The 21123-nt window shown below is 71.3% G+C and carries 15 protein-coding genes; 10 read left to right on the top strand and 5 right to left on the bottom strand.

Annotation, left to right across the window (positions count from 1 at the left end; translation table 11 throughout):
* The first annotated feature begins 58 nt into the window (after positions 1-58).
* From ettA to ACLJOU_RS22280, 6 genes are all read left to right on the top strand, one after another.
* Entirely contained in the window at positions 59-1735 is a 1677-nt protein-coding gene (gene ettA, locus ACLJOU_RS22305) for an energy-dependent translational throttle protein EttA (protein WP_410569588.1), read from the top strand.
* Between the two features lie 16 nt (positions 1736-1751).
* The gene (locus tag ACLJOU_RS22300; protein ID WP_410569587.1) at positions 1752-4805 is read left to right on the top strand and encodes a hypothetical protein; all 3054 of its coding nucleotides are present in this window, start codon (positions 1752-1754) and stop codon (positions 4803-4805) included.
* 645 nt (positions 4806-5450) lie between these two features.
* Positions 5451-10439: an NAD-glutamate dehydrogenase gene (locus tag ACLJOU_RS22295; RefSeq protein ID WP_410569586.1), complete on the top strand. Its 4989-nt coding sequence runs from the start codon at positions 5451-5453 to the stop codon at positions 10437-10439.
* Entirely contained in the window at positions 10436-10855 is a 420-nt protein-coding gene (locus ACLJOU_RS22290) for an acyl-CoA thioesterase (protein WP_410569585.1), read from the top strand. Before ACLJOU_RS22295 ends, ACLJOU_RS22290 begins: the two co-directional genes overlap by 4 nt.
* Positions 10848-11483 (top strand): hypothetical protein, encoded by a 636-nt coding sequence (locus tag ACLJOU_RS22285; protein ID WP_410569584.1) that lies wholly within the window; start codon positions 10848-10850, stop codon positions 11481-11483. Before ACLJOU_RS22290 ends, ACLJOU_RS22285 begins: the two co-directional genes overlap by 8 nt.
* 115 nt (positions 11484-11598) lie before the next feature.
* On the top strand, positions 11599-11844 hold the full coding sequence (locus tag ACLJOU_RS22280) for a hypothetical protein (protein WP_410569583.1): 246 nt from the start codon (positions 11599-11601) through the stop codon (positions 11842-11844).
* Between the two features lie 138 nt (positions 11845-11982).
* On the opposite strand, the gene ACLJOU_RS22275 is transcribed toward ACLJOU_RS22280, so the two are convergent.
* From ACLJOU_RS22275 to ACLJOU_RS22265, 3 genes are all read right to left on the bottom strand, one after another.
* A complete protein-coding gene (locus tag ACLJOU_RS22275) occupies positions 11983-13533 on the bottom strand; it encodes a glycoside hydrolase family 13 protein (protein ID WP_410569582.1) in 1551 nt (516 codons plus the stop codon).
* Positions 13530-13931 (bottom strand): globin, encoded by a 402-nt coding sequence (locus ACLJOU_RS22270; RefSeq protein ID WP_410569581.1) that lies wholly within the window; start codon positions 13929-13931, stop codon positions 13530-13532. The genes ACLJOU_RS22275 and ACLJOU_RS22270 overlap by 4 nt, the downstream gene beginning before the upstream one ends.
* Positions 13932-14077: 146 nt before the next feature.
* On the bottom strand, positions 14078-15070 hold the full coding sequence (locus tag ACLJOU_RS22265) for a mechanosensitive ion channel family protein (RefSeq protein ID WP_410569580.1): 993 nt from the start codon (positions 15068-15070) through the stop codon (positions 14078-14080).
* A 358-nt stretch (positions 15071-15428) separates the two neighbouring features.
* On the opposite strand from ACLJOU_RS22265, the gene ACLJOU_RS22260 reads away from it, so the two are divergent.
* A complete protein-coding gene (locus ACLJOU_RS22260) occupies positions 15429-15926 on the top strand; it encodes an HNH endonuclease (RefSeq protein ID WP_410569702.1) in 498 nt (165 codons plus the stop codon).
* Between the two features lie 185 nt (positions 15927-16111).
* Here ACLJOU_RS22260 and ACLJOU_RS22255 read toward each other — a convergent pair whose 3' ends face one another.
* The gene (locus ACLJOU_RS22255) at positions 16112-16465 is read right to left on the bottom strand and encodes a hypothetical protein (RefSeq protein ID WP_410569579.1); all 354 of its coding nucleotides are present in this window, start codon (positions 16463-16465) and stop codon (positions 16112-16114) included.
* 278 nt (positions 16466-16743) lie between these two features.
* On the opposite strand from ACLJOU_RS22255, the gene ACLJOU_RS22250 reads away from it, so the two are divergent.
* Both ACLJOU_RS22250 and ACLJOU_RS22245 read left to right on the top strand, forming a co-directional pair.
* Positions 16744-16998: a hypothetical protein gene (locus ACLJOU_RS22250; protein WP_410569578.1), complete on the top strand. Its 255-nt coding sequence runs from the start codon at positions 16744-16746 to the stop codon at positions 16996-16998.
* Complete coding sequence (locus ACLJOU_RS22245; RefSeq protein WP_410569577.1) at positions 16985-17473, top strand: DUF5130 family protein; 489 nt, start codon at positions 16985-16987, stop codon at positions 17471-17473. Before ACLJOU_RS22250 ends, ACLJOU_RS22245 begins: the two co-directional genes overlap by 14 nt.
* Positions 17474-17734: 261 nt before the next feature.
* On the opposite strand, the gene pepN is transcribed toward ACLJOU_RS22245, so the two are convergent.
* Positions 17735-20299: an aminopeptidase N gene (gene pepN, locus ACLJOU_RS22240; RefSeq protein ID WP_410569700.1), complete on the bottom strand. Its 2565-nt coding sequence runs from the start codon at positions 20297-20299 to the stop codon at positions 17735-17737.
* A gap of 153 nt (positions 20300-20452) precedes the next feature.
* On the opposite strand from pepN, the gene ACLJOU_RS22235 reads away from it, so the two are divergent.
* Positions 20453-21073 (top strand): DsbA family protein, encoded by a 621-nt coding sequence (locus ACLJOU_RS22235; RefSeq protein WP_410569576.1) that lies wholly within the window; start codon positions 20453-20455, stop codon positions 21071-21073.
* Positions 21074-21123 lie beyond the last annotated feature (50 nt).

Genomic DNA, 21123 nt, shown 5'->3' with positions numbered 1-21123 from the left:
GGTAGTCCGACGGTGACCGGCGTCGGGTCGCGATCACGCGCGCTCTACGATCGTGGGTATGGCCGAGTTCATCTACACCATGAAGAAGGTGCGCAAGACCGTCGGGGACAAGGTCATCCTCGACGACGTCAGCACCGCGTTCTACCCCGGCGCCAAGATCGGCGTGGTCGGGCCGAACGGTGCCGGTAAGTCCACCGTTCTCAAGATCATGGCGGGGATCGAGCAGGCCAGCAACGGCGAAGCGTTCCTCCAGCCCGGCGCGAGCGTCGGCATCCTCATGCAGGAGCCGGAGCTCAACGAGGAGAAGACGGTCCGGCAGAACGTCGAGGAGGGGCTCGGCGAGATCAAGACCAAGCTCGACCGCTACAACGAGATCGCCGAGCTGATGGCGACCGACTACAGCGACGCGCTGATGGAGGAGATGGGCCAGCTCCAGGAGGAGCTGGACCACGCCGACGCCTGGGAGCTCGACTCGACCGTCGAGCAGGCCATGGACGCGCTCCGCTGCCCGCCGCCGGACGAAGGCGTCTCGCACCTCTCCGGTGGTGAGCGCCGCCGGGTCGCACTGTGCAAGCTGCTGCTGTCGGCGCCCGACCTGCTGCTGCTCGACGAGCCCACCAACCACCTGGACGCCGAAAGTGTCCTGTGGCTGGAGCAGTTCCTCTCCCGCTACGCCGGCGCCGTCCTCGCCGTCACCCACGACCGGTACTTCCTGGACAACGTGGCCGAGTGGATCATGGAGATCGACCGCGGCCGCGTCGTCGGCTACGAGGGCAACTACTCGACGTACCTGGAGAAGAAGCGCGAGCGCCTCGAGGTCCAAGGCAAGAAGGACCAGAAGCTCGCGAAGCGCCTGAAGACCGAGCTCGAGTGGGTGCGGTCGAACGCCAAGGCACGCCAGACCAAGTCCCGGTCGCGGCTCGACCGCTACGAGGAGATGGCGGCGGAGGCGGACAAGCACCGCAAGCTCGACTTCGAAGAGATCCAGATCCCGCCGGGCCCGCGGCTGGGCAACATCGTGGTCGAGGTCGAAAAGCTCAAGAAGGGCTTCGACGACCGCGTCCTCATCGACGGTCTGTCGTTCGACCTGCCGCGCAACGGCATCGTCGGCGTGATCGGCCCGAACGGCGTCGGCAAGACGACGCTGTTCAAGACCATCGTCGGGCTCGAGGAGCCGGACGACGGCATGGTCAAGATCGGCGAGACGGTCAAGCTGTCCTATGTGGACCAGAACCGCGGCGGGATCGACCCGAAGAAGACCGTCTGGCAGGTCGTCTCCGACGAGCTGGACTACATCCACGTCGGGCAGACCGAAATGCCGTCGCGGGCGTACGTCAGCGCGTTCGGGTTCAAGGGCCCGGACCAGCAGAAGCCGGCGGGCGTGCTCTCCGGTGGTGAGCGCAACCGGCTCAACCTGGCGCTGACGCTCAAGCAGGGCGGAAACCTGATCCTGCTCGACGAGCCGACGAACGACCTGGACGTCGAGACGCTGGGCTCGCTGGAGAACGCGCTGGAGCAGTTCCCCGGCTGCGCCGTCGTGATCTCCCACGACCGGTGGTTCCTGGACCGGGTCGCGACGCACATCCTGGCCTGGGAGGGCACGGACGAAGAGCCCGCCAAGTGGTTCTGGTTCGAGGGCAACTTCGAGGGGTACGAGAAGAACAAGGTCGAGCGCCTCGGCGCCGAGGCGGCGCGGCCGCACCGTGTCACCCATCGCAAGCTGACCCGCGACTGAGGGGGCGGGTTTCCCCGTGGAAGCCAGCGAACAGCACCGGACGGGCCCGGCTCCGTCGAACGCCGCCTCCGCGGGAGGACGTGCGTCGGCGGGCCGAGTGGAGGGCGGGCGCTCCGCCAATGCCGGGGGAACCCTCTCCGCAGTCGGGCGGCTCATCGAGCGGGCGGACGCCCTGCACCTGCGGGCGCCCGAGCTCGCGCTGGTCCTCGGCGAGCGGGCGGCGGCCTTGGCCGAAGCCGCCAGTGCCGACGAACAGTGGATCCGCGCCGAGAGCCTGGTCGTGTCCGCGCGCGTCCGGCTCGGGATGCGGCCGGCCACGGTCGGGCGCGCGGTCGCGGCGTTGCGCGCGGCCGAGCACGCGGGTTACGGCGACATCGCCGCGCGGCTGCGCATCGACCTCGCCGTGTGCGCCCGCAGCCTCGGCGTGCCGCTGACCGGCCTCGCCGCGCTGCGGCCGGTCCTGACGGATCCGGTGGTCTCGCCGGTGCACCGCGCGGCCGCGTTGTGCCACCTGGTGGGCTGCCTCGGTCAGCTCGGGCGCAAGTCGGAGCTGGACCGCGTGCTCGTGGAGGCGGACAAGCTCGTCGTCGGCGACGACTCGCTGGGTGCGGACACGCAGCTGCTGACGCGCGCGCTGTTGCGCGTCGGCACGGCCGCGCACCGGCGGCGCCACGGCGACCTGACGGCGGCCGCCGACGCGGCCCGGACCGGGCTCGGCTTCCTGGAGAAGCTCGACAATCCGGCGGACGAGGGCGGCCTCGTCCGGATCCGGCTGGTGCTGCTGCTGGTGAGCACGCTGCTCGACCGCGGCGACACCGAAATGGCGTACGAGATCGCGGAGCCGATGCTGGCGGAGCCGGTGCGCGCGGCGGGCGTCGCCCCGATGGGCTGGCTGCGGCTGGCGGTCGCGACCCGGGTCCACCTGCCCTCGGGGGCGGGCGAAGCGGCGATCGAGCTGGTCAGGGAAGCGGTGGCGAGCACGGAACGGCACGGGCTGCCGTCGATCACCGCGCGCCTGTGGCTCGAGCTGGCGCAGCTGGAGGAGCGGTTCGGGCAGGCGGAGGAGGCCATCGCGTCCCTGTACCGCTCCCGGGCGGCCGAGCAGCTGCACGCCCGGGCCCGTCGGCAGGCGTGCAACGTGCTGGCCGGCGAGTTCGGCAGCGGCGAGCCGGCATCGGTCGACTTGGACGAGGTGCTGAAGGCGGTGCCGGCACGCCCGGTCCCGGTGGTGGCGCCCGAGCCGGTTCCGGAGCCGTCGCCGTCGCCCGCGCCCGCGCCGACGACGCCGGCGTGGTCGTTCGGACGTGAGGGAACGCGGTCGCCATCGCGGTGGTCGTTCGAGCAGCCCCGCGTGACGGCGGACGCGGCGGAGACGGCGCTGATGCCGGCGGTCCGCGACGAACCGGCGCCGGGTCGCCCCGCGCAAACGCGGTCGGCACGGCAGCCGGAGGCCAGTGCCGAGCCGCGGCCGGTGGCGGGTCGCGAGCCGGGTGATCCGCGGCCGGGCCGGCGTTCCGAGCACGGCCGGGAGCCGGAGGCGGTGGAGGTGCAGTCGGGCCGGGAGGTCGAGGGCCGTTCCGGTCGTAGGCGTGAGCCGGACTTCGGGTCGGAGCCGGTGGACGCGCGGTCGGCCCGGGAACTGGACCGCCGTTCCGAGCCGGACTTCCGGTCCGAGCCGGTCGAGGCGCGATCGGGCCGAGAGGTCGAGGGCCGTTCCGGTCGTAGGCGTGAACCCGACTTCGGGTCAGAGCCGGTGGACGCGCGGTCGAGCCGGGAGGTTCGGTCGGAGACGGCTGAGGTGCGGTCGGGCCGGGCGGTCGAGGGCCGTTCCGGTCGTAGGCGTGAACCCGACTTCGGGTCGGAGCCGGTGGAAGTGCGGTCGGGCCACGAACTGGAGGCTCGTTCCCAGCCCAGGTGGGAGCCGGAGTTCCGGGCGGAGCCGGTCGAGGGGCGGTCGAGTCGGGAGCCCGACGGCCGTTCCCGGTCCGAGCCAGCCGAAGGGCGGTCGAGCCAGGCGCTGGAGGGCCGTTCGGGGCCGGGTGAGCACAGGCGCGAGCCGGAGTTCCGGTCGGAAGCGGCTGAAGTGCGGTCGAGCCGTCAGCCGGAGGGCCGTTCGCAGCCTGCGTGGGAGCGGGAACTCCAGTCGGAGCCGGTGCGGTCGAGCCGGGAGGCGCAGCGCCGTTCCGAACTCGAGCCGGAATCGGCCGAAATGCGGTCGAGCGGGGACTCGGCCGACCGCTCCGAGCTGGAGCGTGAGCCGGACTTCCGGTCGGAGCCGGCCGCGGCGCCGTCGTCCGAGCGCCGTTCCGAGCCGGAGCCGTCCGTGCGCGACGCGTCGTCGGAACGCCGTCCCAAGGCGGCGCCGAGCGTCGAAAGCGGCAAGACCAAGTTCTCCTGGGCCGCGCTGGCGGAGGCCCGGCTGCGGGAGACCGCCGCCGAGCGGGAGTCGGCGCCCACCCGCGTCACGCCTGCGCTGCCGCTCGCGCCCGAGCCCGCCGCCGAACGGGAGCAGTGGGCACCGGAGGAGCCGCAGCCGCAACCGTCGACGCGGCACGACGCCGAGCACGGCTCGGTGGCCGCGCGGTCGGTGCTGGACCGACTGGGCATCTCCGCTTCCGGAGGTGCCGGGGGCCGTCGGCGGGCGGAAGACGCGGACAGCCCGCGCGCCGCGGAACCGGCCCGTCCCGAACCCGAGCTCGCGCCGCCGCCGCGGCCGGAGGACGAACCGCCGTCGGCGCCGGACTACCACGACGAAGCCGAGCCCTGGCTGCCGCGGCTGCGGATGCCCCCGTCGCTGGAGCCGATGGAGGACTTCGGCCACTGGACGCCGGCGACGGCCCCGTTCCCGGAGAGCTACGCCCGCGCGATCGCCGAGGACGAGCCCCCACCGGACGCCGGGCTCGCCGACCTCCTCGCGCGAGCGCTGGCCGAGCACCAGGCGGGCACGGCCAGCGCGGCAGCGCTGGTGAAGCAGCTCGGCCCCCAGGACACGGGCCGCCGCAACGGTCACGGCCGCAACGGTCACGGCGCCGAGGTCTCCGACTCCCGCGGCCACCGCTCCCGCGACTGACCCGCACCCGGCCGACCGCGGCGGCGGGCCGGCCGGGAATCCGAGGGTTGGGCCGCCCGGCTGGCGCCGGTCGGCCTGGGGATCCGTGGGCTGGGCCGTCCGGCTCCCGGCGGCGGGCCGCCAGGGATGCGCAGTCTGAGCCGCCTGGATCGCGACGGCGGCCGGGCCGGGAATCCGCAGGCTCAACCGCCCGGAGCAGCGCCGTTCCCACGCTACCGCCCAGCACCCACCGCCGCCCCGCCGCGCAGAGTTCACCCCGACGGGCCGCCGGTCGCCGAAACACGCCGATCCGTCGCCGACCTGCCCCGGTGCCGACCCAGTGGGATCCATCGCACCCCGGCGTCGCCGACCGGCCGACAGCGCTCGCCGAACGGCAGCCGGCCCCATCAACTGAACCGATCAGGTTGACGTCGTGCCACGTGACAGCCCTTGAGCACGGCTGGTCAGGGCCGCGTACCGCCGCGCTACGCAACCCGTCAGTAGCTTGACCGATCACGCGATTTCCATGCTCAGAAAGGGTTTTCGCGCCTCACGGAACCCCTGGGTCTTCATGTGATCCGCCGTCGCGGCGCATTAGTGTGGGGTGGCCGGCTCAACGTCGAACCGGCGCGGTGCCACCTCACGCAAACTGGAGTGTTGTCTCACATGAGCTCGACCGGAGTCTCGTCCCTACCCGGAACCGGAGCCGACGCCGAACCCGAATTCGGTGCCCCGCGCTCCCCGGCCAGCCCGGAGCAGATCAGGGACGACCTGATCGACGCCGCGGCCGGCCTGGCGCCGGAGATCGGTGAGCTCATCCGGCTCTACTACCGGCACATCCCGCCGGAGGAGATCGTCGGCGACGAGCCCGTCAACCTGGTCGGCGCCGTCCGGTCGCACCTGCAGCTGGCCAAGTCCCGGATGCCCGGCCGCCCGGCCGTGCGGCTGCTGAACCCCACCGTCGCCGAAGACGGCTGGGCGCGCGAAGCCACCGTCGTCCAGGTCGTCACCGACGACATGCCCTACCTCGTCGACTCCATCGCCGCCGAGTTCGCTCGCGACGGTGTGCAGGTGCAGCGGATCGTTCACCCGATCGTGGTGGTCAGCCGCGACCTCACCGGCGAACTGCTCGAGGTCCACCCCGAGGCCGACCCGGCCGAGCCGCCCGCGAACTCGGCCGCCGAGTCGTGGATGTACATCGAGATCGACTTCGTCACCGACCGCAACCGCGCCCGCGAGCTCGACAACCGGCTCTCCAGCGTGCTCGGCGACGTCCGCGAGGTCGTCGAAGACGCCGAAAAGATGGCCCAGACCGCCTGCCAGCTCGCCAGCGAACTGGAGACTTCCCCGCCGCAGCTGCCCGAGGACGAGGTCGCCGAGGGCGCCCGCCTGCTGCGCTGGCTGGCCGACGGCCACTTCACCTTCCTCGGCTACCGCCGCTACGAGATCATCGACAACCCGCACCCGGACAGCGACGAGCCGGCCCTGCGCGCGGTGCTCGCTTCCGGCCTCGGCGTGCTCCGCCAGGACAGCCTCGCCGCCCGCGGCCTCACCGCCGGCCCGGACACCGCCACCACCGCCCTCGCGCCGACGCTGCTGGTGCTGACCCAGGCGAGCGCGCCCTCGACCGTGCACCGGCCGGTCTACCCGTACTACGTCGGGGTGAAGACCTTCGACACCGACGGCAAAGTCACCGGCGAACACCGCTTCCTCGGCATGTTCACCACCACCGCGCTGCACGAGAACGTCCTCGACATCCCGGTCGTCTGCAAGCGGGTCCGCGAGGTCATCCACCGCGCCGGCTTCCCGCTCGAATCGTTCTCCGGCCAGCGGATGCTCGAAATCCTGCAGAACTGGCCGCGCGCCGACCTGTTCTCGGCCGACACCGACTCCCTGTACTCGACGACGACCGGCGCGATCACCCTGGCCGACCGCCGCCGGCTGCGGCTGTTCCTGCGCCGCGACCCCTACGGCCGCTTCTACTCCTGCCTCGTCTACCTCCCGCGCGACCGCTACACCACGCGCTCGCGGCTGGCGATGCAGGAAGTCCTGCTCGAGGAGCTCGAAGGCACCCAGCTCGAGTACAGCGCGCGGATCGGCGAAACCGTCCTGGCGCAGGTGCACTTCGTCGTCCACACCGACCCCGCGCGCCGGCTCGAGCCGGACACGCTCAAGATCCAGGACCGGCTGAACAACGCCGTCCGCACCTGGGACGACCGGATGGTCGAGGCGGTCCTCGACGAACGCCGGGAACGCGCCGACGGCGGCGTCGCGGTCGGGATCGTCGGCGAGGAGTCGGCCACCGAGCAGGGCCAGCGCTTCGCGATGGTCTTCCCCGAGGGCTACAAGGAGGACTTCACCGCCGAAGAGGCACTGGCCGACCTCCGTTCGCTGGACTCGCTGACCGACGAAGGCGACCTCGCGCTGTCCTTCTACCGGCCCGCCGACGCCGGCCCCGGGGAGCGGCGCTTCAAGCTCTACCTGCGCGGCGAGGGCGTCACGCTCTCGAAGGTGCTGCCCGTGCTGCAGGCGATGGGCGTCGAGGTGGTCGACGAGCGGCCGTACGAGCTGCACCGCGAGGACGGCGGCGCGTGCTGGATCTACGACTTCGGCCTGCGCGTCGACCAGAAGATGCTCGACGAGTCCGACGAGGACGCCGTCGACGAGCTGCGCGGGCGTTTCCAGGACGCCTTCGAGGCCGCTTGGCGGGGCGACGCCGAGGTCGACGGCCTCAACGGTCTCGTCCTGCGCGGCGGGCTCACCTGGCGCCAGGCCGCCGTGCTGCGCGCGTACTCGCGCTACCTGCGCCAGGCCGGCAGCGCGTTCTCCCAGGACTACATCCAGAACACGCTGCTGAACCACACGCAGATCGCGACGAAGCTGCTGCAGCTGTTCGAGGCCCGCTTCGACCCGAAGCTCGCCGAGGCCGACCGCGAGGCCGCCACGGAGGCGCTGGCTTCCGAGCTGAACGCGATGATCGACGAGGTCACCAGCCTCGACGAGGACCGCATCCTGCGCCGCCTGATGGCTGTCATCCGGGCCACCCTGCGGACGAACTACCACGTGATGGGGACCGACGGGCGGCCGCGGACGTTCCTGGCGATCAAGCTCGACCCGGCCGGCGTGCCCGACCTGCCCGAACCGCGGCCGAAGTTCGAGATCTTCGTGTACTCCCCGCGCGTCGAGGGCGTGCACCTGCGCTTCGGCGAGGTCGCGCGCGGTGGCCTGCGCTGGTCGGACCGGCGCGAGGACTTCCGCACCGAAATCCTCGGCCTGGTCAAGGCGCAGGCGGTGAAGAACGCGGTGATCGTGCCGGTCGGCGCGAAGGGCGGCTTCGTCGTCAAGCGCCCGCCGGCCCCCAGCGGCGACGCGAGCATCGACCGCGACGCGCTGCTCAACGAGGGCATCGCCTGCTACCGCATGTTCATCTCCGGCCTGCTCGACCTGACCGACAACCGCATCGAGGGCAAGACCGTGCCCGCCCCGGGGGTCGTCCGGCACGACGCCGACGACTCCTACCTGGTCGTCGCGGCCGACAAGGGCACGGCGAAGTTCTCCGACATCGCGAACGAGGTCTCCGCGCAGTACGGCTTCTGGCTGGGGGACGCCTTCGCCTCCGGCGGCTCGGTCGGCTACGACCACAAGGCCATGGGCATCACCGCCAAGGGGGCCTGGGAGAGCGTCAAGCGGCACTTCCGCGAGCTGGGCAAGGACACCCAGACCGAGGACTTCACCGTCGTCGGCATCGGCGACATGATGGGCGACGTCTTCGGCAACGGCATGCTGCTGTCCGAGCACATCCGGCTGGTCGCGGCGTTCAACCACATGCACGTCTTCCTCGACCCGGACCCCGACGCGGCGACGTCGTACGCCGAGCGGCGCCGGCTGTTCGACCTGCCGCGCAGTTCCTGGGACGACTACGACCGCTCGCTGATCAGCGAGGGCGGCGGGATCTACCCGCGCACGGCGAAGTCGATCCCGATCAGCCCGCAGGTCCGCACGGCGCTCGGGCTCGAGGACAGCGTCACCGCGCTGGCGCCGATGGACCTGATCCAGGCGATCCTGCTGGCGCCGGTCGAGCTGCTCTGGAACGGCGGCATCGGCACCTACGTCAAGGCGGAGACCGAAAGCCACGCCGCGGCCGGCGACAAGGCCAACGACGCCATCCGCGTCGACGGCAGGCAGCTGCGCGTCAAGGTGTTCGGCGAGGGCGGCAACCTCGGCCTCACCCAGCTCGGCCGGATCGAGTTCGCGCGGGGCGGTGGCAAGATCAACACCGACGCGCTCGACAACTCGGCCGGCGTCGACTGCTCCGACCACGAGGTCAACATCAAGATCCTGCTCGACCACCTCGTGCAGACCGGCAAGCTGGAGCGCGAACAGCGCAACGAGCTGCTGGAGGAGATGACCGACGAGGTCGGCGCGCTGGTGCTCAAGGACAACTACCGGCAGAACGCCGTCCTCGGCGTCAGCCGGGCGCACGCCGCACCGATGGTCTCGGTCCACGCGCGCCAGGTCCAGGCGCTGGTGTCCGCGGGTGCCTTCGACCGCAAGCTCGAAGCGCTGCCCAGCAACTCGGAGTTCCGCGAGCTGGAGAAGGCAGGCAAGGGCCTCACCTCGCCGGAGCTGGCGACGCTGCTGGCCCACGTCAAGCTGGACCTGAAGGACGAGCTGCTGGCCAGCGACCTGCCCGACTCGAAGGTCTTCGCCGCGCGGCTGCCGGAGTATTTCCCGAAGCCGCTTCGCGAGCGGTTCCCGGACGCGATCGGCGAGCACCCGCTGCACCGCCAGATCATCACCACGATGATCGCCAACGAGGTGGTCGACGGCGGCGGCATCTCGTTCGTCTACCGGCTGATGGAGGAGATGAACGCGACGGCGACGGACGCGGTGCGCGCGTACGCGGTCGTGACGCAGGTGTTCGACCTCCCCGCGCTGTGGAAGGAGATCGACGCGCTCGACAACGTCGTGCACACCGACGTCGCCGACGCGATGGTGCTGGAGACCCGCCGGCTGCTCGACCGGGCCGCGCGCTGGTTCCTCACCAACCGGCCGCAGCCGCTGGCCCCCCTGTCGGAGATCCAGCGCTTCGGCCGGGTGCTGGGCAAGCTCGTGCCCAAGATCGGCGACCTGCTGCGCGGCCGCGAGGCCGAGTCGGTGCAGGCGCACGCGGACGAGCTGATCCGGGCCGGGGTGCCGGCGAGCGTGGCCCGCCGGGTGTCGCTGCTGCTGCACACCTACGGCCTGCTCGACGTCACCGAGGTGGCCGAGCTCGCCGAGCAGCAGGTCGGCGTGGACGCCGTGCACAGCCCGGCCGAGACGGCGGAGCTGTACTACGCGCTCTCGGCGCACCTGGACATCGACCAGATGCTCACCGAGATCAGCAAGCTCGAACGCGGCAACCGCTGGCACGCGCTCGCCCGGCTTTCGCTGCGCGACGACGTCTACAGCTCGCTGCGGGCGATCACGCTGGACGCGCTGCGGCACAGCGATCCGGGATCGTCCGGGGACGCCAAGATCGAGCAGTGGGAAAAGACCAACGCGTCCCGGCTGCAGCGGGCGCGCGTCGCGCTCGACGAGATCACCAAGTCCGGCCGGCTCGACCTGGCGACGCTTTCGGTGGCGGCCCGCCAGATCCGGAGCACGGTGCGGTGACCTACGTTTCGCTGGTCCGCCCGCGCTGGACGGACATGGACGTCTACGGCCACGTCAACCACGCGAAGCTGGTGACGCTGCTGGAAGAGGCCCGCATCCCGCTGTTGTTCAGTGCGGCCGTCGAAGCCGGGCTGGACCAGCTGCCGAAGGGCATCGTCGTGGTGCGGCTCGAAGTCGCGTACAAGGCGCCGATCGTCGTGTCCGGGCAGGAGCTGCGGATCGAGATCGACCTGACCGAGCTGCGCGCGGCGAGCTTCACGCTGGCCTACCGGGTCCGCGGCGGCCCTTCTCCGGACGACCGCGTGGCGGTCACCGCGGAGACGGTGCTGGCGCCGTACGACACGGTCGAGCTGCGGCCGCGTAGGCTCACCCCGGCCGAGTCGGAGTTTCTGAAGCAGGGGTTCGCGGATGCCTGAGTTGTTCGTGCCGGACGCGGCCGACCGGGAGACCCTCGGCGCGTTCGTCGCCCGCGCGGTCCGGCTGGACGGCCAGACGGCCGTCCGGCTGCGCCGGCGCGGCGACGGCGTGGTCGAGGCCTGGACGGCGACGCCGTTCGAGTGCCTGGCCACCCGCGCGGTGGCCGGGGACGTGACACCCGGCGACGTCACGGTGTCCGGCAACGAGCTGCTGGCGGCGCTGACCGTGGCGGGCGGCCCCCGGATGGACCCGGGCCCCGCCCGCGACCTGCTCTGGCACGGCGAGCTGCCGCCGCCGGGCCGCTGGCCGCTGGTCGACGAGCTCCCGGCGCGGGTGGTGTCCGAGCTGGCGGACCGCGGGGTGAGCCTGGCGAGGGACAACGTCGGCCCGCACGGCACGCCGCCGTCGTCCCTGATGGACCAGGCGGTCCTGACGGTGACCGGCGGCTCGGTCGAGGTCAAGGTGCAGATGCGCTGCCTGTTCGCCATGTCGGGCATGGGGTTCGTGGACTCGGACGTCGAGGGTGACGTCGTCCGCGTGACGGCGACGGACTCGTGGCTGCGCCTCGACGCGCGTTACGGCGCGATCGTGCGGCGCCGGCACGCGCTGCTGCCGCTGCTGTTCTGACGAAGTCCTTACGGCGGCCACCGTTCCGCGCGGGGCGGTGGCACGCTGGAGGCATGACCGTGCCATTCGGGGCTTCACCCCGGCCGGGGGCTCCGCCACCCGGACTCCCGAAACGATGAAGGACGAAGACCCGACGGCGGACTTCCTCGACGGCGTGCGCGCCGAGGAAACCCCGTGGCGGCGGGACCGTCCGGCGGGCGAGCGGGCGCCGGCGCCCGCGGAACGACCTGAGAGGTGGGGCCGCACGCGCGCGGCGGGCCGGGCGGCTGCCCACGCGGCGCCCTACCTCCAGGCCGCGGCGCTGGTGGCGTGGCTGGCGAGCGGCGCGTTCGACGACGGCTCGGGCAACCAGTCCGGCTGAACTCCCGCACCGCGCGCGGCCCGCCCTCCCTGGGGGCTGCCCCCGCTTCCAGCGTATCGGGGCCTACCGACGAAAAAGCCGCCCGAAGGGGCTTCCGGCCGGAGTTGTCCACAACCGGCGCGGGTTGTGGAAGCGGCCTCAGACCAGCCAGGCGGCCGAATCCGCGGGCAGCTTCCCCGCCACCAGCGGACTGCTCGACAACAGCACCTCACCCGGCGGCAATGCGATCGGCGAAGCCGAGGTGTTCAACGCGCAAACCAACCCGCCCCCGCGCCGCCGGAAGGCGAAACACCCCGCCGGTGCGCCGTACCACTCCAGTTCGTCCCCGCTGAACGCCGGATGCGTCTTCCGGAGCTCGATCGCGGCCCGGTACAGCGACAGGGTCGAGTCCGCGTCCTCGATCTGCTTCTCCACGGTCAACTCCGCCCACGAAGCCGGCATCGGCAGCCACGTCCGCGGGTTCCGCGAGAAACCGAACGGCGGCAGATCGCCCTCCCACGGCAGCGGTACCCGCGAGACGTCCCGGCCGAACTCGGCTCCGCTCGTCTTCGCGCGCGGATCCGCCATGTCCGACGGCGCCAGCTCGACGTTCGCCAGCCCCAGCTCTTCGCCGTTGTACAGGTACACCGCGCCCGGCAGCGCCAGCTCGACCAGCGCCATCGCCCGCGCGCGCCGCACCCCCGTGGCGCCGCCGCCGTAGCGGCTGACCTGCCGCCAGACGTCGTGGTTGCCCAGCGTCCAGGTCGCCGGGGCGCCCGTGCGGGCCGGGACCGCCAGGGACCGCTCGATGGCCGTGCGCATGGCGTCGGCGTCGAAGTGGGTCAGCACCAGCCGGAAGTTGAACGCCAGGTGCAGCTCGTCGGGCCGCAGGTAGCGCGACAGCCGTTCCTCGTCGGTCACCCAGATCTCGCCGACCGCCATCGCGGCCGGGAACTCGTCGAGCACCTTCCGGATCATCTGGTGGATCTCGTGGACGCCGTCGTGGTCCCAGCGCGGGTCGTAGTAGTGGTTCGGCCCGATCCCGTTCGCGCGCGGGTCCATGTCCGGCAGGCCGGGCGGCTTGGCCATGCCGTGGGCGACGTCGATGCGGAAGCCGTCGACGCCGCGTTCGAGCCAGAACCGCAGGGTGCGCTCGAGGTCGGCGGCGACCTCCGGGTTGGCCCAGTTCAGGTCCGGCTGCTGCGGCGCGAACAGGTGCAGGTACCACTGGCCGTCCGGCACCCGGGTCCAGGCCGGGCCGCCGAACGCGCTGACCCAGTTGTTCGGCGGGTCCTCGCCCTTCGGGCCGACGCCGTCGCGGAAGACGTAGCGGTCGCGTTCCGGGCTGCCCGGCGCGGCGGCCATCGCCGACTTGAACCAGGCGTGCTGGTTGCTGGTGTGGTTCGGGACCACGTCGACGGTGACCTTGATGCCCCGCTTGTGCGCCTCGGTGAGCAGCACGTCGAAGTCGCCGAGGGTGCCGAACATCGGGTCGACGTCGCGCGGGTCGGCGATGTCGTAGCCGTGGTCGGCCATGGGGGAGCGGTAGAACGGCGTCAGCCACAGCGCGTCGACGCCCAGCAGCTCCAGGTAACCGAGCCGGGAGTGGATGCCTTCCAGGTCCCCGACGCCGTCACCGTCCGAGTCGGCGAACGAGCGTACGTAGACCTGGTAGAAGACGGCATCGCGCCACCAGGCTGGCTCTGTCATACGAAGCTGTTCATCATGCTGTGCGCAGCCATCTCCAGGTAGGCCCAGAGCTGCCCGCGGTACGGCTCGCCCAGGTTCTCTTCGTCGACGGCGATCCGGATGCACCGCAGCCAGGCGTCCCGCTCGATCGGCCCGATCTTGAACGGCGCGTGCCGCATCCGCAGCCGCGGGTGCCCGCGCTGGTCGGAGTAGGTGTGCGGGCCGCCCCAGTACTGGATGAGGAACAGCCGGAAGCGTTCCTCGGCCGGCCCGAGGTCCTCTTCGGGGTAGAGCGGACGCAGGACCTCGTCGCGCGCGACCTCCTCGTAGAAGCGTCCGATGATGCGGCGGAACGTCGGTTCGCCACCGATCGCTTCGTAGAGGTTCGCCGGTTCGCTCACTGCAGACACGCCTTCCATTTTGCCCCTGGGGTCCGGGTTCCCGACGCCCGGTCCGCTCATGCCGGATGGTCGCAAACCCGTTTCCCAGCGTAACCGTGCCCGCCGCGAGGACGGTTCGAGAAGGACGGGCCGTCCCGGCCTGTTCGGGCCGGGACGGCCACCGGTCACTTCTTGTCGGCCGCCAGCGGGGCCGCGGGCGGGAACAGCCGGCCGAGCGGCGGGTCGAAGCCCGCCTCCTCCAGGGCCGCCAGCAGCTGGGCGCGCAGCGCGCGCTGAACCGCCCACTGCTTGCCCGGGCGCACCTTCACCGTCAGGCGCAGCTGGATGCCCTCGGGTGTGACGCTTTCCACACCCAGCATCTCCGGCGGCTCGAGCACGTTGTCCTTCAGCGCGTCACCCTCGGTGGCCGCGGAGGCCGCGTCGGCGAGCACCGTCGCCGCGCGCTCGACGTCGGCGGTGTAGCCGAGGGGGACGTCGACGACCGCGACCGCGAAGCCCTGGCTCGAGTTGCCGACCCGGAGCACCTCGCCGTTGCGGACGTACCAGACCGTGCCCTTGACGTCACGCAGCGTGGTGATCCGGAGGCCCACCGACTCGACCGTGCCGGAGGCCTCGCCGACGTCCACGACGTCGCCGACGCCGTACTGGTCCTCGACCATCATGAAGATCCCGGACAGGAAGTCCTTGACCAGGTTCTGCGCCCCGAACCCGATCGCGACGCCGATGATGCCGGCCGAGGCGATGATCGGGCCCAGGTTGATGCCGAGTTCGCCCAGCACGAGGATGAACGCCAGGCCGTAGATCAGGAACGTCGCCATCGACTTCAGCACCGAGCCGATGGTCATGGCGCGCTGGCGGCGGCGTTCGATTACGGCGGCGCCGAGCACCTCCGGCGCGCGCTCGCGCAGGGGGCGCAGCAGCGACGGGAGCTTGCCGCCGGTCTTGGGCAGGGTCGTGACGCGGTTGATCAGCCGCCTCACGAGCATCCGGACCACGAACGCGATCACGATGATCATCAGGATCTTGACCGGCTTGGTGATCAGCCAGTTCGCCGAACCCGCCAGCCACTCGTTGTGCGTCACGTTGTACACCTGGGCACAGAACGTGCTGGCGTCGTCGATGCACGGTGTCTTGGCGGAAGTGAGCAGGGGGAGCACGGGGTTTCGTTCATCCTTCCGATCGGGTCGGCTGCCCCAACGGCGAGTGGATGTTGGGTCGCGCGGATGTGACACGTCTTGTAACACACGTGCGCTGGGGGCCTGTTCTGTGGTCGACTATGCCTACGCCCCTGGAGGTGGTCGAGTGCCAGACCGACAACCCAGCCCCCGCGGCGTCTCCGGCCGAGCCACGGCCGACGAGGCGCCAGAGGTGGTTCTGCGTGCCTATCCGGGGGGTTCCGCATCCGGCGGAACCGTCCCGGCCGGGCCGGGGACCCGCCCAGGGGGAGTGACCCGCCCGCCCGGCCAGCGTAGTAGAGGCCGGGACCCGGCCGCCCCGTCGTGGGGCCGACGCCGGGTGCTCCTGCTCAACGCCACTTTCGAGCCGCTGACGGCACTGCCGCTGCGGCGCGCCGTCGTGCTCGTGATGTGCGGCAAGGCCGAAGTGGTCCACGGTGACCCCGGCGGGACCGAACTGCACTCGGCGAAGGTCTCGCTGCCGGTGCCCTCGGTGATCCGCCTCAGCACGTACGTCCGCGTACCGTATCGCGCGCAGGTACCGCTGACCCGCGCGGGTCTGATGCACCGTGACCGGTACCGCTGCGCCTACTGCGGGGGGCGGGCCGAGACGATCGACCACGTCGTCCCGCGCAGCCGGGGTGGCCCCCACAGCTGGACCAACTGCGTCGCCTGCTGCGCCAAGTGCAACCACCGCAAGGCGGACCGGCTGCTCTCGGAGATCGGCTGGCGGTTGCGCGTGGTCCCTCGCGCCCCGCACGGCCCGCACTGGCGGCTGCTCGCGCACTCCAAGGAGGCCGACCCGCTCTGGCGGCCGTATCTCGGCTCCGCGGCTTGACCGTGGCGGGGGTCCGGGTGGCCGAGCCCCCGGCTCGGGCGAAGCCCTGGGCGAGAGCCTGAGGCGGTCAGAGGCGGTTAACGGAGCCCGGACAAGCCGGCGCCCCGGCTGCCGTGTGGCGGCCGGGGCGAGCCGGGTGCTTGCGCGAAGTGCTCAGGTAGTGCGCGGGGCCCTGGAGTACGGGGTCAGGCAGCGAGCGCGAAGTCGCTCTGGCAGGTGACGCGGGTGCCCATGGTGACGCGCGTGCCTCGGGTGACGCGGGTGCCGCAGGTGACTCGCGTGCCGGCCGTCACCCGCGTGCCCATCGTGACGCGAGTGCCCCGCGTGACCCGGGTCCCTCGGGTGACCCGCGTGCCCGCCGTCACCCGGGTGCCCGCCGTGACGCGCGTTCCCGCCGTGACGCGTGTACCGCGAGTGACACGTGTACCCCGGGTAACCCTTGTGCCCGCCGTCACACGCGTTCCGGGGACGAAGTCGATGTCGCTCAGTGACGAGAAGGTCTCGGTGATCGCCTGTGCGGGCGTCTGGACGCTGTTCATGGCAAGGCCTCCTGGGACCGGTGCGTTACCTGCTGGGGCTGAAGAGCGGGGCGCAAGGCCCGTACAGGTGAAAAAGCTACGAGGATTTCAAGGTCCGGACAAGACGACAGCGGCGGGTGCGGCCGCCTGTACGTTGAGTTGCAACCTTTCGGCCCGACGGTCTTCGCCCCAACGTTCCAGTCCCCGCGAGCCAAGCGGCGGACGGCACTCGGCTTACGACGAACGGTCGAGTGCGCCGCGCGCGGTGGGGGCGGAGGTCATCCGATACGCTCAGCGCCGTGAACGTTGTCGAGACGATCCTGGTCTTCGCCGTGATCCCGCTGGCGATCTACGGCCTCGCCGGGCTGCTGACGCTCCGGCGCAGGTCCGGCGGCGCCCCGCGGCCCCGGTCCGGCCAGGCCTGGGACTACCCGGCCATGTGGTGGAGCGCCAACCCGGAAGGTGCGGGCACCGGGCACGGGCACACCGCCATCGAGAACAGCGCGCCCGAGGGCGCCCCGACCGCGGCGGGAGGCGCTCGTGGCAACTGGTGAGCTGACGACACGCGTCGACGAGTCCGAGCTGGGCTACGGCCAGGCGCTGACGGCGACCGGTCGCGTGTCCGCGGCCAAGATGTACGAGCCGGCGGCACCGTCCGGGCCGTTCACCCCGCGGCAGCTGGCCCGCCTCGACGAGGCGCTGACCTTCGCGAGCCGCGAGACCGGCCTGGACTTCAGCCTCTACCTCGGCGAGCTGGGCGCGGAAAGCCGCACGACGGCGGAGGGCCTGCACGCGACGACGCCGAACCCGGCGAACGCGGTCCTGATCGCGGTCTCCCCGGGCGAGCGGTTGATCGAGATCGTCACGGGCAAGGTGGCCCACCTGCGCCTGCCGGACCGGGGCGCCAAGCTCGCGGTGGCGAGCATGGTGGCGTCGTTCAAGGAGGGTGACCTGGTGCGTGGGCTGGTCAACGGACTGGTGAACGCGCTGCGGATGCTTTCGGACCAGGCTGGTCCGGCGCCTCGGTAAGGTTTTCGCGTGAAAGGCCCCGCACGTTGGTGCGGGGCCTTTTTCGTGGGTTGTCGGCCTCGTCGGCGAGGGCGGCCCCCAAGGAGGGCGGGCTGTGCGCGGGGTGAGTTCTGCCGGGGTGGGCTAAGCCGGGTGGGCTAAGTCGGACGAGCGTCGGATGAGCTAAGCCGGGTGAGCTCTGCCGGGGCGCCGGATGGCCCGTGTTGCGCGCTTGCCCGGCCCGACGGCGGGCCGTGCCGAAACACGACCCGCCGCTCGACCTCAGGACTGCGCGTCGAAGTCCCGTGCCGCCAACGCCCGGACGATGCCCGCCCGGCCCTCGGAAACCAGCCGGCGCAACGCCTGGGGGTGCTCGCCCGCCAGCCACTCGTCCGAGGCCGTCACCGTCTCCGGGGCCACCGCCCATGACGGGTACAGCCCGATCGCCATCGGCTGGGCCCGCTCGCTCGAGCGTCGCTGCCACACCTCGTCGATCACCTCGAAGTACTTCGCCACGTACGAGCCCAGCAGCGCCTTCTGCCCCGGGTGCGAGAAGCCCGAAATGAGCGAGTCGCTCACCGCGTTCGGCAGCTCGTCGTCGTACACCGCTCGCTGCCACGCGTCGGCCTTGGCCTCCGCCGTCGGGCGCAGGGCCCGGGCGCGCTCCGCCTGACGACGACCGGTCGCCGTGTTGTCGCGGGCCAGTTCTTCGTCGATCTCCGTTGCCGCCGCCTTGCCGTGCGCCACCAGGGCGTGCAGCAGGCGCCAGCGCAGGTCCGTGTCCACGGTCAGGCCTTCCAGCGGCGCCGACCCGTCGAGCCACCCGGACAGCACCGCCAGCGAATCCGCATCCAGCACCGACCCGGCCAGCGAGTTCACGAACGCCAGCTGGTGGTCCGATCCCGGCTCCGCGCCCCGGACCAGCTCCAGCAGCCGCGCGGTGAACGCCGGCCAGCCCGTCGAGGCCGCCCACTCCTGCTCCGCGTAGGAGTTCAGCGCCGTCTGGGCCTGCAGCAGCAGCCGCTGGACCACGCCGACCTCGGTCTCCGTGTGGATGCCGCGCTGCACCAGCGTGACGAAGTCGCGGGCCTTCAGCTCGGCTTCGCGGGTCATCTCCCACGCCGCCGACCAGCACAGCGTCCGCGGCAGCGGGTCGGTGATGTCGGCGATGCGGTCGATCAGCGTGGTCAGTGACGCCGGGTCGAGGCGCATCGTGCAGTAGGTCAGGTCGTCGTCGTTGACCAGCACGAGCTTGCCCGCGGGCAGGCCGACCAGGTCCGGCACCTCGGTGCGCTCGCCGTCGACGTCCAGCTCGACCCGCTGGGTGCGGACGATTCTGCCGTCCTGCTCGTCGTAGACGCCGACCGCGACGCGGTGCGTGCGCAGCTCACCGGCGCCCGGCTTCGCGCCCGACTGCACGACGGCGAACGACGTGAACTTGCCGTCCGCGCCGACCTCGTAGCGCGGGCTCAGCGAGTTCAGCCCGGTGGTCTCCAGCCACTGCGCGCTCCACCACGACAGGTCGCGCCCGGACGCCTCCTCCAGCGCGCCCAGCAGGTCGGCCAGCGTCGCGTTGCCCCAGGCGTGCTTGCCGAAGTACACCTTCAGGCCGTCGAGGAAGTGGTCCAGCCCGACGTAGGAGACGAGCTGCTTGAGCACGCTCGCGCCCTTGGCGTAGGTGATGCCGTCGAAGTTCACCTCGACCGCGTGCAGGTCGACGATGTCGGCTGCGATCGGGTGCGTCGAGGGCAGCTGGTCCTGGCGGTAGGCCCACGACTTCTCGATGTTCGCGAAGCTGGTCCACGCGTTCTTGTACTCGGTGGCCTCGGCCTGGGCCAGCACGCTCGCGAAGGTCGCGAACGACTCGTTCAGCCACAGGTCGTCCCACCAGCGCATGGTCACCAGGTCGCCGAACCACATGTGCGCCATCTCGTGCAGCAGCGTCTCGGCGCGCCGCTCGTAGGCGTAGCGGGTGACGCGGCTGCGGAAGACGTAGTCCTCCAAGAACGTCACCGCGCCGGCGTTCTCCATTGCGCCCGCGTTGAACTCCGGCACGAACAGCTGGTCGTACTTGGAGAACGGGTAGGGCGTGCCGAACTTCTCGTGGTAGAAGCCGAAACCCTGCTTGGTCTCGGTGAACAGCCGGTCGGCGTCCATGTGCTCGGCCAGCGACGCGCGGCAGTAGATGCCCAGCGGGATGGTCTTGTGGTCGTCGGTGTACTCGTCGTGCCACTCGGCGTACGGGCCGGCGACCAGCGCGACGAGGTAGGTCGAGATCCGCTCGGACTCCTTGAAGACCGTGCGGACGGCGCCTTCCGGCGTCTCCTCGGCGGACTCGACGATCGCGTTCGAAACGACCTTCCAGTCCTTCGGCGCGATCACCGTGAGCCGGTAGACCGACTTCAGGTCGGGCTGGTCGAAGCAGGCGAACATCCGCTTGGCGTCCGCCGTCTCGAACTGCGTGTACAGGTAGACGCCGTCGTCGACCGGGTCGACGAACCGGTGCAGGCCTTCGCCGGTGTTCATGTACCGGCAGTCGGCGGTCACCGTGAGCTCGTTGGACTCGGCCAGCCCGGCCAGCGCGATGCCCTTGTCCTCGACATACGCGCTGACGTCGACGTCCGCGCCGTTCAGGGTGGCCGAGTGCACGCGGTCGGCGACGATGTCGACCCACGTCGATTCGCCGGCCCGGGCGCTGGAGAACCGGACGGTCGTCGTCGACGCGAAGGTCTTCTCCCCGGGTCCGCCGTGGCCGTCGGTCAGATCGAGCTCGATGTCGTAGCCGGTGACGTCGAGCAGATCCGCGCGCAGCTTGGCTTGATCACGGGTCAGGTTGGGGGCGGGCACAGGCACCTCTGGTCGTTGGTATCGGTTTTCAACTCCCCGCATCCAATCATGGGGACGGGGTGGCGGGCGATAAGGGAACAACCCCGCGTTTCCCGGTGTTGGCTCGTCTCGTGGGGGTCCGCCCACATCGAGACGGAACTCAGGAGTGCCCGCATGACCGCTGCCGAGCAGCCCACGAAGGTCGATTTCTACTTCGACCCGATCTGCCCGTTCGCGTGGATCACCTCCCGCTGGATCCTGGAGGTGGAGAAGCACCGCCACCTGGACCTGCACTTCCGGATCATGAGCCTGTCGGTGCTGAACGAAGGCCGGGACGAGCTGCCCGAGCAGTACAAGGAGCTGCTGGCCAAGGGCTGGGGTCCGGTACGCGTGGCCGTGGCGCTGTCGCAGCTCAAGGGCGAAGAGGTGCTGCGGGAGTACTACACCGAGTTCGGCACTCGCTACCACAACCAGGGCAACAAGGACTACGACTCGGTCATCAAGGAGGCCCTGGCGGCGATCGGCGCGCCGGCCGAGCTGGCCGACGCGGCGCACTCGACCGAGTACGACGAGGCGCTGAAGAAGAGCCACCACGAGGGCATGGACCCGGTCGGCCAGGACGTCGGCACCCCGACGATCCACATCGACGGCGTGGCGTTCTTCGGCCCGGTCCTGAGCTCGATCCCCCGCGGCGAGGACGCACTGAAGGTGTTCGACGGCGCCGTGGCGCTGGCGGCCTACCCGGACTTCTTCGAGCTCAAGCGCACCCGTACCGGTGACCTGAACTTCGACTAGGGGAGTCGGGCGAAAGGGGCGGTGGCGCAGAGGGCCACCGCCCCTTTCGC

The sequence above is a fragment of the Amycolatopsis sp. cmx-4-61 genome, from assembly GCF_046548775.1.
In the GTDB taxonomy this organism is placed as follows: domain Bacteria; phylum Actinomycetota; class Actinomycetes; order Mycobacteriales; family Pseudonocardiaceae; genus Amycolatopsis.
Note: the sequence above shows the minus strand (reverse complement) of the source record. Positions and strands in the feature narration are given on the sequence as shown.